The following is a 13,079-nucleotide window of genomic DNA, read 5'->3' as shown; positions in this document are numbered from 1 at the left end:
GGAAGCGCGTCAGGCGGCCGAGATCGACGAGGCCGCGCCGAGCGGGTACCCGAAGGCGTAGATCTCGATGAACCGACCGGGTGCGACCTCGATCGGCCCCTCGCGCTCACTCAGCCGCGCGAAGCCGAGCTTGGCGTAGAGCGCATGGGCGCCGAGCATCTCGGGCCCGCTGTTCATGACGACCTGGCTGACGCCGCGCTCGCGCCCGAGCTGCAGCACGTGCCGCGTGAGCGCCGCGCCGACGCCGAGCCCGCGGGCGTCGGGAGCCGTCGCGAGCAGCCGGAAATCGAGCTCGCCCGGCCGCGCGACGGCCGAGATCGTCTGGCCCTCGCGCGGCGTCCAGACGGTGCCGACGAGCGCGCGGTCGCTGCGTCGCTCGGCGACCCAGACCTCATCGCGCGCGGCGCGTCCGGCGACGTCGATGAGCGAGGCGAGGTAGTCGGCGGGCAGGTCGGGGTAATCGCTCGTGTACGCGGCGGCCGTGAGCCGGCCGACCGCCTCGAGCTCGTCGTGATGAACGAGGCGGATGAGCAGCGCGCCCTCGTCGGCCCCGAAACCGAAACGGTAGACGTGGATGCCGCCGATGCCGGGCTCGTCGTGCTCCCGCTCGGTCGCGCGCTGGAACCCGGCGCGGCGGTACAGCCGCTGGGCGCGCTCGTTGCGAGCGCCGGTGTCGAGCACGAGGGCGCCGACGCCCCACCCGCGAGCCGTCTCGAGGGACGCGGCGACGAGCGCATCCGAGACGCCGGTCGCCCGCGTCTCCGGTGCGACGACGATGAGACGCAGCTCGGCTTCGTCGGATCCCTCCGCGGCGAGGCGGGCGTAGGGCGTGCCGGCGCGCAGCACGCTCGCGGTGCCGACGAGGCGGCCGTCGCCGTCGACCGCGACGAGCAGGGCGCCGTCGCGGGCGCGACCCGCCGCATCCCGCTCGAGGGCGAGCCGCGACGCGCTGCGCGGCAGGTGGCCATAGGGACCGGCGAGGAAGCCGCGGACCGTCAGCTCGCCGATCTCGTCGAACTCCTCGGGACGTGCTGCGCGGATCTCGACGCTCACGCGGCGACCCCGGCGCCATGATCCGCCGTGGCGGACGACCGACCGGCACCGACGCCGGCCCACGCGTCGGCGAGCAGCTCGTAGGAGCGCAGCCGGTCGGCGTGGTCGTGCACGGCGGTCGTGATCAGCAGCTCGTCGGCGCCGGTCGCGCGGCGCAGGGTCTCGAGGCGCTCGACGACCGTCGCCGGCGAGCCGACGAACTGGGTGTCGAGACGGTCTTGCACGACGGCCAGCTGTGCGGGGGTCAGCGGGTTCGCGGCGGCGTCGGAGGGGGTCGGGAACGGAATCGCTCCACGCGATTCCCGGATGCTCAGCACCCAGGCACCGTATCCCGCCGCGAGCTCGCGCGCTTGCGCGTCGCTGTCGGCGACGACGACGTCGGCCGAGACGATCACGTGCGGGCGGTCGCGCTCGGCGTTCGGCACGAAGGCGGTGCGGTACTCGGCGACGGCGTCGAGCACGAACGACGGGAGCACGTGGTAGTTGCTGCCGAAGGGCAGGCCCAGCTGTCCGGCGAGGCGGGCGCTCGGCCCGGCGCTCGAGCCGTGGATCCAGACCTCGACGTCCGAGCCGGCGGCGGGGGCGGCTTCGAAGGGCAGTCCCTCGGGCGAGACGTAGGCGCCGGCGAGGAAGGCGCGGATGTCGGCGACGTCCTGCTCGAAGGAGTCGGCATCCCCCGGAGTGCGGCCGAGCAGCCCCGCCTGCAGCCGGAAGCGCTCCCCCGCGACGAAGCGATGCGGCGGCGGGATGACGAGGCCGTCGACGACGCGGTTCTCGCGCGGCCCGGCGGCGGCGCCCGGGTCGGGGCCGACGATCTCGGGGCCGGTGTCGCCCGGCTTCCGGCGCGGCGTACCGGAGCGGCCGATGCCGAGGTCGACGCGACCGGGGTGCAGTGCGGCGACGGTGCCGATCGACTCGGCGACCTGCAGCGGCGTCGAGTTGCCGATGATCGTCGCGGCCGTGCCGAGGCGGATCGACTCGGTCTGCGCGGCGATCGCGGCGAGCAGCACGTGCGGTGCGGACCCCGAGATGCCCGGGTTGCCGTGGTGCTCGGCGAGCCAGTGACGCGCGAAGCCCCAGCTCTCGGCGTGCCGCGCGAGGTCGATCGTCTCGAGCAGCCCGTCGCGGGCGGTGCGACCCGAGCCGAAGGGTGCGAGGTCGAGGACTGAGAGGGGGACGCGCGGGCTCATGGTTCTCCGATCACGGGACGTACTGGTCGAGCGGGGATGCCCCGGCGCAGCGGCGCCGGGAACGCCGAGGCGACCCCGGCGAGAGGGAGTGGATCTCGCCGGGGTCGCCGCGGGTCAGGACTTGGGCAGGCCGGGAGGGTTGATCTCCGACTTCTGGATGCCCTCGCTCTCGAGGCCCCATTCCTTCAGGAGCTTGTCGTAGGTGCCGTCCTCGATGAGCTTGTTGAGCACGATGTTGACGGGCTCGATGAGGCCGTTGCCCTTCTTGGTGCCGGCGGCGATCTGCGCCGTCAGCGGCCATCCGCCCGAGAGGGTGCCGACCAGCTTGGTGTCGCCGGTCTCCTTCGCCGACCAGGCGGCGGTGGCGTTCGGCCCGAGGGTCGCATCCGCCCGACCCGACTGGATCGCGAGCACGCCCGCGGCGTTGTCGTCGTAGTAGACGAGCTCGGCCGGCTTCTCGCCCGCGGCCTCGAGCTCCTTGTTCCACTCGAGCAGGACCGACTCCTGGTTGGTGCCCGACCCGACGATGATCTTGAGACCCGAGATGTCCTTGGGCTCCGTGATCGAGCTGATCTTGCTGTCCTTCTTCACGTAGAAGCCGAGCAGGTCGTTGCGGTAGCTGGCGAAGTCGTAGAGCTCCTTGCGCTCCTCGGTGACGGTGACGTTCGAGGTGATGAGGTCGTACTTGCCCGACTGGATGCCGAGGGGCCAGTCGGCCCAGGCGACGACCTTCGGGTTGTACTCGAGGCCGAGGCCATCGGCGATGAGCTTGCCGAAGTTCGGCTCGGTGCCCGCGGGCTCCTTCGAGCCCTCCGGCTGATAGCCGAGCGGCGGCAGGTACACGCTCGTCGCGACCGTCAGCTTGCCCGGCTCGACGGGTGTGAATCCGCTCGCCTTCAGGGCGGCGATCGCCTCGGGCACCTCGTCGTGGGTCACGACCGGCAGGATCTTCTCCGCCGAGGCGTTCTGGGTCTTGTCGCCCGCGGCGGCATCCGCGCCCGTCGGCTGGTTCGCGACGACGCCGGCGATCACGCCGCCGACGATCGCGACGATCGCCACGCCCGCGACGATCACCCCCACCTGCTTCTTGCTCACTGCCATGTTCTGTGCCTCTTTCGGTCTCGGTCTGCGCCCTGACGGGCGACTGCTGTGTCGGGTTGGTGCTGTGTCGGGTCGGTGCTGTGTCGGGCTAGTGCTGTGTCGGGTGCTGCTGTGTCGGATCGACCGACCGCCCCGGCGGGATGTCGCTCAGGCGAGCACCTTCGCCAGGAACTCCTGGGTGCGCGGGTGACGCGGGTTCACGAGCACCTCGCTCGGCGGGCCCTGCTCGAGCAGCTCGCCCTCGTCGAGGAAGACGACCCGGTCGGCGACCTCGCGGGCGAAGCCGATCTCGTGGGTGACGATCACGAGGGTGCGGCCGGAGTCGGCGAGGTCGCGGATGACGCTGAGCACCTCGCCGACGAGCTCGGGGTCGAGCGCGCTGGTGGGCTCGTCGAAGAGCAGCACCTGCGGGTCGAGCGCGAGAGCGCGGGCGATGGCGACGCGCTGCTGCTGGCCGCCCGACAGCTGACGCGGGTAGCGGGCGCCCTTGTCGCCGAGGCCGACGCGCTCGAGCAGCGCCTGGGCCTGCTCGCGAGCCTCCGCCTTCGTGGCGCGACGCAGGGCGAGCGGCGCCGCGGTGATGTTCTCGAGCGCGGTCAGGTGCGGGAACAGGTTGAAGTTCTGGAAGACCACCCCGACGCTGGTGCGACGCTTGAGCACCTCGCTTTCGCGCAGCTCATGCAGGCGGTCGCCGCGGCGGGCGTAGCCGATGAACTCGCCGTCGACCGTGACCGAGCCCCGGTCGATCGTCTCGAGGTGGTTGATCGTGCGCAGCAGGGTCGACTTGCCCGAGCCGGACGGCCCGAGGATCGCGACGACCTCGCCCGGCTCGATGTCGAGGCTGACGCCGCGCAGCACGGGCACGCCGGCGTAGCTCTTCCACACGTCGTGGATCTCGACGCGGCCGGGCCGGACCGCGATCGGCGTCGCATCCTTCTCGGTGGTCTCCGGGCGCTCCAGGGTGATGCTCATCGTGCTCTCCTGTCGGTCGATCGGGTGGGGTCAGGGGTCGACGTGGTCGCGGGGACGGCCGCCGGATCGCCGTCGCCGAGACGCGCCCACTGCACGCGGGTCCAGTGCCGGGCGCGCTGCAGCGGCGTCGGCGGCAGCACGCGCACGCTGCCCTTGGCGTAGTGCCGCTCGAGGTAGTACTGGCCGATGCTCAGCAGGGTGACGACGATCGTGTACCAGACGACCGCGACGATGAGCAGCGGGATGACGCGGCTGTTGCGGTTGTAGATGACCTGCACGGCGTAGAACAGCTCCGGCAGCGCGATCACGAACACGACGGAGGCGCCCTTGACGAGGCTGATGACCTCGTTCGCCGCGTTGGGGATGATCGAGCGGGCGGCCTGCGGCAGCACGATGCGGAAGAAGCGCACTCGCCGCGGCAGCCCGAGCGCGCCGGCGGCCTCGAGCTGGCCGGAGTCGACCGACAGCAGCCCACCGCGGATGATCTCGGCCGAGTACGCGGCCTGGTGCAGACCGAGGCCGAGGAAGGCGGCGGCCATCTGGCTGATCAGGGTGACCGTGTCGACCTGGACGATCCAGAAGTCGTAGGTGAACGGGGTTCCGAGCCCGATCTGCGGGAACAGGTAGCCGAGGTTGTACCAGACGACCAGCTGCACGACGAGGGGAACCGAGCGGAAGAACCAGATGTACGCCCACGATGCCGAACTGAGGATCCACGACTTCGACAGGCGCCCGGCGGCGAGCAGGATGCCGAGGCCGAAGCCGATCACGGTCGCCCCGACGGTGAGCTGCAGGGTCAGCACGAGACCGTTCACGACCGTCTCCGAGAAGAAGTACTGGCCGAAGGTGCCCCAGTCGTATTTGTCGTTCGTGAACAGCGTCCAGATCAGCTGCGCGACGACGAACACGACGACGGCACCGAAGACCCAGCGGAACCAGTGCCGGGTCGGCACGACCTTGACGGCGCTGAGGTCGACCCGGTCGCGGTTGCGGTTCGCCGCGGGCGCAGTGGATGCGGTCGCGCCCTGTTCGGCGTTCGCGCCGCCGTCGGCCGGACGGGTCGTGGTGTCGTCGGCGACGCTCATGCGCGGGTCTCCAGGTTCTTCTCGAAGTAGTGGATGCCGATGGTCTCGGGGTCCGCATCCACGTCGAACAGCGGGGTGTAGCCGAGGCCGAGGTAGAGGCGCACGGCCTCGGGCTGGCGCGGGCCGGTGCTGAGCACGACGCGGCGGTGACCGCGGCGCTCGGCCTCGGCTTCGAGCTCGCGCACGACGACGCGGGCGAGGCCGCGGCCGCGCTGGTCGGCGCGGGTCCAGATGCGCTTGAGCTCGACCGTGTCGGCGTCGATCCGCTTGAAGGCGCCGGCCGAGACGGCGGTGCCACCGGCTTCGGTGCCACCGGCTTCGGAGTCGCCGTCGAGCAGCAGCAGGAAGGTGCCGTCGGGGGCGCTGAACTCGCTCGCCGGATAGCGGTTGATCTCGGTCGAGGCGGGCTGATCGTCGGGGAAGTAGCCGCGGTAGCGCGTGTCGTACTCGCGCTCGAGGTCGGCGAGCACGGGACGCGAGCGCGGGTCGTCGGGCGTCGTGTGCACGAGCACGGCCGACGTCTCGGATGCGGTGATCGACATCGTGTCTCCCAGCGGCTCGGGTGTCGGTGCGACGCCCGGGGCGGGCGCCGTGAGCCGAAACTAGGAGCCGGGTCGAGCACCGTCCAGCGAGCGCGTCGCGGGCCGTCGTGAGGCGTCACACGACGGTCTCAGGGCGTCACATCCGGTCGTCGGATGTCATGCGGCGTCACGCGACGACGGGCGGTGTCACGAACTCCAGCGCGCGGGATGCCGGCCGAGCGGTCCCGGTTCGACGGGCCAGTCGAGCGTGACGCCGTCGACCTCGATCGGCGGCGCGAGGCGGCGAGCCGGGCCCCAGCCGGTCGAGACGGGCACGCTCGAGAGGTCGGCGGGATCGGATGAGGTGGACGACGTGCTTGATGCCGGCGCCGACGCACCCGACGCCGCGGCGCGCATCCGCTCGAGCTCGAGCGCGGTGCGTGCCAGCGAGAGGCGGCGCAGCGATCCCGCGCTCGGCGCAGCGGTCTCATCGCGTCCGCGGAACGCACGCCCGCGCACGCGCTCGGCGAGTCCGGTCATCACCGCCGCGGCGGCGAGGTAGCCGGTCGCGACGTCGAGCGCCTGCACCGGCAGCGCGACCGGCGCTGTGGCGCCGGCGGCGCGCATCCCCGTCTCGGCGAGGCCCGTCGAGAGCTGCACGAGGCTGTCGAAGCCGCGGCGCCCGGCCCACGGCCCGTTGAAGCCGTAGGCGTCGAGCTGCACCTCGACGAGGCCGGGGCGGATGAGGTGTCGGCTCGTCAGATCGAGGCCGAGCCCGTCGAGCGCCCGGGGACGCAGCCCGTGCACGAGCACGTCCGCGCCCGCGAGCAGCTCGCGCAGCCGCGCGGCGCCCTCCGGCGTGCGGGCGTCGAGTCGTGCGCTGCGCTTGCCCGACATGACGATCGGGAGCACGCCCGGCTCATCCCAGTCGGGCGGATCGATGCGCAGCACCTCGGCGCCGAGCCCCGCGAGCAGCTGGGTCGCGGTCGGTCCGGCGAGAACCCGGGTGAGGTCGAGCACGCGCAGACCGGCGAGGGGATGAGACCGGCTCGGCGCCCAGCGCGATGTCGGCGGGACCGGCGTCGCGGGCGTCGCGCGCGACGGCGACGGCAGCTCGACGCGGGCGACCAGCGGCTCCCCCGCGACGGCGACGCCCTGCGGATGCACGGCCCACTCCGCCGCGGTGCGCAGCTGGGCTGCGGCCCCGCCCTCGGCGACGACGGCGGCCTCCAGCTCGCCGGCGTCCCGCGCCGCGACCCGCCGCTCGACCTCGGCGCGCAGTGCGGCATCGGCGTCGGCGTCAGATCCGACCGCGGCGCTGGCGCCGGTCGCGGACCCGGCGACGACGTCGCGATCTCGCACCGGAGCCAGACCGAGCGCCCGCAGCGCCGCCGCCCGATGGTGCGGCGCGTTCGTGTGCAGCCGCAGCCAGCCGTCGCGGGCGCGATAGTCGCCGGCGAGCGCATCCCACGCCGGCGCCGGCGTCCAGCCGACCGGCACGATCGGGCTGCGGAACCACGCCTCGGCGAGCTCGCGGCGCACCGTGACGTGCGGCGCAGGGTGCCCCAGCGCGACGAGCAGCTCCGCGACGGCCGCTCCCGCCGCGCCGACGGAGCGCACGGCGAGCTCCGACACCGGGTAGGCCGAGGCGAGCCCGGTCGGTCCGATGATGTCGGGCGCGGCGACCGACAGTCCGAGTTCGCCGACGGCATCCATGTCGCGACGCTAGCCCGCGGCGGGCGGTGTCGGAAGGTCCGCACGCGAGCCCGCGGCCCGCGCGGATACCGAGATCGAGGCACATCCTCAGGCCGTCGGATGCGACGATAGAGCCGTGTCGAGTGACGAGTTCCACCCGGAGCTGGCCGAGTACGTGCCGAACGACCGCCCGCTGCGCGGTCACCGCTACGGTCGCGCCCTGCGGATCGTCGTCATCGTCGCCGTGCTCGCCCTCATCGTTCCCGGCGCAGCCGGCACGATCCTCACGCAGGCGCGCACGGCCGAGTTCACCTGCTCGAGCATCGTCGAGCGTGCGGCCGGCCAGTACAGCGGGGTCGTGCGCTTCGAACTCGGCGCCGACGGACCCGGCTGGTACTGCTACGCCGAGGCCTTCGACGGCGAGCAGACGATGTTCGCGGCGCTCGGCCTCATCCCCTACGCGCGCACCCGCTGAGGTCGGACTCGAGCACGCTGCGCCGGACGGCGCCTCCGCGGCGTCTCAGGCGAGGTAGGGATTCGGCCGTGGGTCGTCATTCCCGCGGGCACGTCGCGCCGGCCGACGGGTCCGGCGGACGCGTCGGGTATCCGGTGCGGGCGGATCGCCGGGAGTCCAGCGCGCCCTCAGTCGATTGCGATGGCGCACACCCGAGAGATGCCCGGCGGCGATCGCGATGATCGCGGCCGCGGCGATCGCGCCGACCCCGGCCAGAGCTGAGCCGAGCGGGCCGACCAGCTGTTCTGCGCCGGGGATGTCGCTGTCGCCGGCGACGAGCATCGCCGTGGCCAGGTAGGCGGCCACGACCGAGGCGATCGTGACCACGCCCATGCCGAACAGCACTGACACCGAGACGCGGTTCAGCTCCTCCGCCAGGTCGTCCGGCGACGCCCCGCTGTCGGGAACCCGCGCGGCGCGCGCGAGCTCGACCCGGCGCAGCAGCCGTCGCAGCATCCAGCCGACCATCGCGAGGGCGAGAGCGGCCAGGGCGACGAGCGCGAAGACGATCACCGCCATCGCCAGCACGTCGATCGCCGATTCGCCGGCGGCGCCGAAGACCCGCGGCGCGCATCCACGGCAGGGCTGTCGACTCTTCGCCGCGATCACCAAGGTGATGCCGCTGAGTGCGAACGCGATGCCGGCGACGCTCTGCACGATCGCGATCGCACGACCCCAGCGTCGATGGCGTGCCGAGTTCAGGTCGATGCGCTCACCGCGGAACCCGGCGCGCGCAGCGCGCTCGGCCCGCGACGCCGTCGCGAGGAACTCGGGCGTCCAGAGCTCGCCGACCGTGCGACGCAGACGCCACCACCAGAACGGGCCGCTGCGCCGGAACGTGTTCAGCATGACGAAGCAGAAGGCTGTGACCCCGAGCAGGATCAGCAGGATGCTGCCGAGGAACTCGGGATCGTCGTCGGGGTCGATCAGGAACGCCACGATCGCGCAGAACGTCAGCACGGCGCCGACCCCGCCGACCACCGCGACGAGCCCGCGGATCCCGCCGAGCAGGCTGTCGTCGGTCAGCGCCGTGCGATCCCGCAACGGGGCCACGAGATCGGGCTGATCCTGCCGGCGCCGCAGCTCCTGCCGCGCCAGCAGCAGCCTCTCGATCGGGGTTGCGACGACGAAGCGGACGACGACCGCCGCGAGGAATCCGAGCGAGACGAACGCGAGCGCCCCGCGCACGATGCGATCCGCGTCGGCCTGCAGCGGCCCGAACGGCTGCAGCTCCTCGACCAGGAGAGCGGTGAGCAGCACGGCGCCGAGTCCGACGAGACCGGCGTAGACGACCGCGAGCGCGACGTCGCGCACGACGAGGGCCAGCAGGCGTGCCGGTCCGGGCGTGTGCTCAGCGAAACGCGGCACCGGCTGCGGCGACGTCATCAGGTCGCGCGGTCAGCCGCGAGGAGCATCGGGGCGGATGGCGACGATCAGGCGGCGCCGTCGAACATGCTCGTGACCGAGCCGTCGTCGAAGACCTCGTGGATGGCGCGGGCGATCAGCGGCGCGATCGGCAGGATCTCGAGGCGGTCCCAGCGCTTCTCCTCCGGCACCGGCAGCGTGTCAGTGACGACGACCGAGTCGATGAAGTCGCTCTGCAGGATCTCGACGGCCGGGTCGCTGAAGACGGCGTGCGTCGCGGCGACGACGACACCGAGCGCTCCCTGCGCCTTGAGCGCCTCGGCGGCCTTGACGATCGTGCGGCCGGTGTCGATGAGGTCGTCGACGAGCAGGCAGACGCGGCCCTCGACCTGGCCGACGATCTCGTGCACGGTGACCTGGTTCGCGACCTTCGGGTCGCGGCGCTTGTGGATGATGGCGAGCGGGGCGCCGAGCTTGTCGCTCCAGATGTCGGCGACGCGCACGCGGCCCATGTCGGGGCTGACGACCGTGAGGGTCGACGGGTCGAGCTTCGCCTGGAAGTGCTCGAGCAGCACCGGCATCGCGAAGAGGTGGTCGACGGGGCCGTCGAAGAAGCCCTGGATCTGCGCGGCGTGCAGGTCGACGCTCATGATGCGGTCGGCGCCGGCGGCCTTGAACAGGTCGGCGACCAGGCGGGCCGAGATCGGCTCGCGGCCGCGGCCCTTCTTGTCCTGACGCGAGTAGGGATAGAACGGGGCGACGACCGTGATGCGCTTGGCGCTGGCGCGCTTGGCCGCATCCACCATGATGAGCTGCTCCATGAGCCACTCGTTGATCGGGCTCGTGTGCGACTGGATGACGAACATGTCCGCGCCGCGGACGCTCTCGTCGAAGCGGGAGTAGATCTCGCCGTTGGCGAAGGTGCGCGAGTCGGTCTCGACCAGCTCCGATCCGAGCTCGTCGGCGATGTCCTTCGCCAGCTGCGGATGAGCACGCCCCGTGACGAGGACGAGCTTCTTCTCACCGGTGATCTTGATCGCGGCCACGATCTCGCTTCCTGCCCTCAGGCGGTCGGCTCGGCGGGCGTCTGACCGTCGGCGTCCGCCGCGGCCTGCGCCGACGCGGACCCCGGTCGCTTCTGCTCGACCCAGCCCTCGATGTTGCGTTGCGGTGCGACGGTGAGGGCCAGCGATCCCGCGGGGACGTCCTTGCGGACCACGGCGCCGGCTCCCGTGTACGCGCCGTCCCCGATCCTAACGGGGGCGACGAGCACGGTGTGCGACGCGATCCTCACGTTCCGGCCGATCGTCGTGCGGTGCTTGTTCACGCCGTCGTAGTTCGAGGTGATGGTGCCGGCGCCGAGGTTCGACTCCTCGCCGACCTCGGTGTCGCCGACGTAGCTGAGGTGCGGGACCTTGGTGCCGCGGCCGATCTTCGCGTTCTTCGTCTCGACGAAGGCGCCGATCTTGCCGCCGCCGCCGAGCTCGGTGCCCGGGCGGATGAACGAGAACGGCCCGACCGTCGCGAAGGCCTTGAACACGGCGAGCGTCGCCTCGCTGCGGGAGATGGATGCGCCCTCGCCGACCTCGCAGTCGACGAGCGTCGTGTCGGGGCCGATCACGGCATCCCGGTCGATGGTCGTCGCGCCGAGCAGGCGGCTGCCGGGCAGGATCTCGGTGTCCTCGCCGATCGTGACGGCCAGGTCGATCCAGGTCGTCGCCGGGTCGGTGATCGTGACGCCCGCCAGCTGCCAGCCGCGCACGATAATCGCGTTGAGACGGCGCGCCTGCTCGGAGAGCTGCGCGCGATCGTTGACGCCGCCGACGATCCACGGCTCGGCGACCGGCACGGCCGCGACGGGCTGCCCGGCCGCGCGCAGCAAGCCGACGACCTCGGTGAGGTACTTCTCCCCCGCCGCGTTCTCGGTCGTCAGCGACGGCAGGTGGGTGCGCAGCGCGGCGACGCTGAAGACGTAGCTGCCGGAGTTGATCTCGGCGATCGCGAGCTCGGCGTCGCTCGCGTCCTTGTGCTCGACGATGCGGTCGACGCCGCCGTCGGCGTCGCGCACGATGCGGCCGTAGCCGGTGGCGTCGTCGAGCACGGCGCTGAGCAGGGTCGCTTCGGCGCCCGCGCCGCGGTGGGCGGCGACGAGGCCGGCGAGCGTCGCGGCGTCGAGCAGCGGCACGTCGCCCGACACGACGACGACCTCGCCGTCGAAGTCGGCGGGCAGGGCGGAGACGGCCTGCTCGACCGCGCGGCCGGTTCCCGGCACGTCATCCTGGTCGACGACGATCGCCTCGGGGCTGAGCTCGGCGATCGCGGCCGAGACCTCGTCGCGCTGGTGCCGCACGACCGTCAGCACGTGAGCCGGGTCGAGTTCGCGCGCGGTGGCGAGCACGTGGCCGATCATCGGCACGCCGGCGATCGGATGCAGCACCTTCGCCTTCTTCGACCGCATGCGGGTTCCCGCCCCGGCTGCGAGGACGACGACGGCCAGACGCGGATCGCTCATGACTCCATCATGGTGGACGGCGGGCCTGACGTTCCCCGTCGGCGTTCAGGCAGGAGCGTGTCCGGAGTCAGACCAGGCTGAGATCCGTCGCCCGCTCGCGGTCGAGCAGGCTCCCGAGGAAGCGCGCGATGCTGCGCGGACCCGACGCTGGCGCGGCCGCCTCGACGGCGGGGTTGTAGTTCGTGTTGGTGTTGACGTCGTAGGTGACGCTACGGCCGTCGACGGTCTCGATGAACTCGATGCCGGCGATGTCGATGCCGGCCGAGCGCAGCAGCTGGCCGTAGGCGACGATCAGCGGATGCTCGCCGGTGATCTCCTCGCGCACCTGGAACGGCTCCGCCGCACCGGGCACGACCTCGCACGCATCCGCCGGGCACAGCTCGAAGCTGCCGGCGCTCGTGTCGACGCGCACCGCGTAGACGAACTCGCCGCCGACGAACTCGGCGCGGGTGATGAAGGGCTCGCGGGCGACCAGCAGCTCCTGCACCAGGGTGATGCCGTCGACCGGCTGCTCGAAGTCGGCGCCGGCAACATAGGCGTCGAAGTCGTCGTGACTGTCGAAGCGGCGCACGCCGAGCCCTCTGCCGCCCTGGTTGTGCTTGGCGATGAAGGGCGCCGTGAAGTCGCGTGCCGCGGCCGGCAGACCCTCGCGACCGAACACGGCGACCGTGCGCGGCACGTCGAATCCGGCTCGGCGCAGCAGCGCGTGCTGGCGCACCTTGCTCACCTCGAGCTCGATCACGTTCGAGCCGCCGATGACGGTGCGGCCCCAGCCCTCGAGCCAGCCGAGCACGGCGCGCGTGTAGTCCTTCGAGTGCGTGTTGCCGCGGGTGTGGGCCGAGGCGCTCATGCGCGACCACCAGACGCCGGGCGCCGGCTCGGCATCCAGATCGATCGAACCGGCGGTGAGCAGCACCTCCTCGACGGGGACGCCCTCCGCCTCGAAGGCCGCCCGGAACGGCGGGAACCACTCCGGATTCTCGTGGATGACATGCACGCGGGGTTCGATCGTCACGCGGCCAGGCCAGGTCGAGCGCGCGAGCTCGTGCCGGGTCGGCCGGGCAGTGTTGC

At 72.3% G+C, this 13,079-nt stretch carries 12 protein-coding genes; 1 reads left to right on the top strand and 11 read right to left on the bottom strand.

Going from position 1 to position 13,079, the window contains the following annotated elements; translation table 11 throughout:
* Positions 1-9: 9 nt before the first annotated feature.
* From FJ657_RS17355 to FJ657_RS07460, 7 genes are all read right to left on the bottom strand, one after another.
* On the bottom strand, positions 10-1,053 hold the full coding sequence (locus tag FJ657_RS17355; RefSeq protein ID WP_255447202.1) for a GNAT family N-acetyltransferase: 1,044 nt from the start codon (positions 1,051-1,053) through the stop codon (positions 10-12).
* A complete protein-coding gene (locus FJ657_RS07485; RefSeq protein ID WP_141163072.1) occupies positions 1,050-2,243 on the bottom strand; it encodes an LLM class flavin-dependent oxidoreductase in 1,194 nt (397 codons plus the stop codon). The genes FJ657_RS17355 and FJ657_RS07485 overlap by 4 nt, the downstream gene beginning before the upstream one ends.
* A gap of 114 nt (positions 2,244-2,357) precedes the next feature.
* On the bottom strand, positions 2,358-3,344 hold the full coding sequence (locus tag FJ657_RS07480; protein ID WP_141163071.1) for an ABC transporter substrate-binding protein: 987 nt from the start codon (positions 3,342-3,344) through the stop codon (positions 2,358-2,360).
* A 147-nt stretch (positions 3,345-3,491) separates the two neighbouring features.
* Positions 3,492-4,316 (bottom strand): amino acid ABC transporter ATP-binding protein, encoded by an 825-nt coding sequence (locus FJ657_RS07475; RefSeq protein WP_141163070.1) that lies wholly within the window; start codon positions 4,314-4,316, stop codon positions 3,492-3,494.
* The gene (locus FJ657_RS07470) at positions 4,313-5,401 is read right to left on the bottom strand and encodes an amino acid ABC transporter permease (protein ID WP_141163069.1); all 1,089 of its coding nucleotides are present in this window, start codon (positions 5,399-5,401) and stop codon (positions 4,313-4,315) included. Before FJ657_RS07470 ends, FJ657_RS07475 begins: the two co-directional genes overlap by 4 nt.
* Positions 5,398-5,943, bottom strand: coding sequence for a GNAT family N-acetyltransferase (locus tag FJ657_RS07465; protein WP_141163068.1), 546 nt, complete (start codon positions 5,941-5,943; stop codon positions 5,398-5,400). Before FJ657_RS07465 ends, FJ657_RS07470 begins: the two co-directional genes overlap by 4 nt.
* A 186-nt stretch (positions 5,944-6,129) precedes the next feature.
* A complete protein-coding gene (locus tag FJ657_RS07460) occupies positions 6,130-7,638 on the bottom strand; it encodes a CoA transferase (RefSeq protein ID WP_141163067.1) in 1,509 nt (502 codons plus the stop codon).
* 115 nt (positions 7,639-7,753) lie between these two features.
* On the opposite strand from FJ657_RS07460, the gene FJ657_RS07455 reads away from it, so the two are divergent.
* Positions 7,754-8,092: a hypothetical protein gene (locus FJ657_RS07455; protein ID WP_141163066.1), complete on the top strand. Its 339-nt coding sequence runs from the start codon at positions 7,754-7,756 to the stop codon at positions 8,090-8,092.
* A 45-nt stretch (positions 8,093-8,137) separates the two neighbouring features.
* Here FJ657_RS07455 and FJ657_RS07450 read toward each other — a convergent pair whose 3' ends face one another.
* The 4 genes from FJ657_RS07450 to FJ657_RS07435 all read right to left on the bottom strand — a co-directional run bounded on the left by FJ657_RS07450 (position 8,138) and on the right by FJ657_RS07435 (position 13,023).
* Entirely contained in the window at positions 8,138-9,499 is a 1,362-nt protein-coding gene (locus FJ657_RS07450; protein WP_141163065.1) for a hypothetical protein, read from the bottom strand.
* A 65-nt stretch (positions 9,500-9,564) separates the two neighbouring features.
* Positions 9,565-10,542, bottom strand: coding sequence for a ribose-phosphate diphosphokinase (locus FJ657_RS07445; protein ID WP_141163064.1), 978 nt, complete (start codon positions 10,540-10,542; stop codon positions 9,565-9,567).
* A 17-nt stretch (positions 10,543-10,559) separates the two neighbouring features.
* Entirely contained in the window at positions 10,560-12,008 is a 1,449-nt protein-coding gene (gene glmU, locus FJ657_RS07440) for a bifunctional UDP-N-acetylglucosamine diphosphorylase/glucosamine-1-phosphate N-acetyltransferase GlmU (RefSeq protein ID WP_141163063.1), read from the bottom strand.
* A gap of 67 nt (positions 12,009-12,075) precedes the next feature.
* Positions 12,076-13,023 carry an ATP-grasp domain-containing protein gene (locus FJ657_RS07435; RefSeq protein WP_141163062.1) on the bottom strand — a complete coding sequence of 316 codons (948 nt, stop codon included), beginning with the start codon at positions 13,021-13,023 and terminating at the stop codon, positions 12,076-12,078.
* Positions 13,024-13,079: the final 56 nt, after the last annotated feature.

Source organism: Schumannella soli (genome assembly GCF_006517435.1).
In the GTDB taxonomy this organism is placed as follows: Bacteria; Actinomycetota; Actinomycetes; order Actinomycetales; family Microbacteriaceae; genus Schumannella; species Schumannella soli.
This window is presented reverse-complemented; position numbering and strand designations above follow the sequence as displayed.

Excerpts from the sequence above, each read along its gene's own strand:
- FJ657_RS07485 (WP_141163072.1), bottom strand. The coding sequence starts at position 2,243 with ATGAGCCCGCGCGTCCCCCTCTCAGTCCTCGACCTCGCACCCTTCGGC.
- FJ657_RS07480 (WP_141163071.1), bottom strand. The coding sequence starts at position 3,344 with ATGGCAGTGAGCAAGAAGCAGGTGGGGGTGATCGTCGCGGGCGTGGCG.
- FJ657_RS07475 (WP_141163070.1), bottom strand. The coding sequence starts at position 4,316 with ATGAGCATCACCCTGGAGCGCCCGGAGACCACCGAGAAGGATGCGACG.
- FJ657_RS07470 (WP_141163069.1), bottom strand. The coding sequence starts at position 5,401 with ATGAGCGTCGCCGACGACACCACGACCCGTCCGGCCGACGGCGGCGCG.
- FJ657_RS07465 (WP_141163068.1), bottom strand. The coding sequence starts at position 5,943 with ATGTCGATCACCGCATCCGAGACGTCGGCCGTGCTCGTGCACACGACG.
- FJ657_RS07460 (WP_141163067.1), bottom strand. The coding sequence starts at position 7,638 with ATGGATGCCGTCGGCGAACTCGGACTGTCGGTCGCCGCGCCCGACATC.
- glmU (WP_141163063.1), bottom strand. The coding sequence starts at position 12,008 with ATGAGCGATCCGCGTCTGGCCGTCGTCGTCCTCGCAGCCGGGGCGGGA.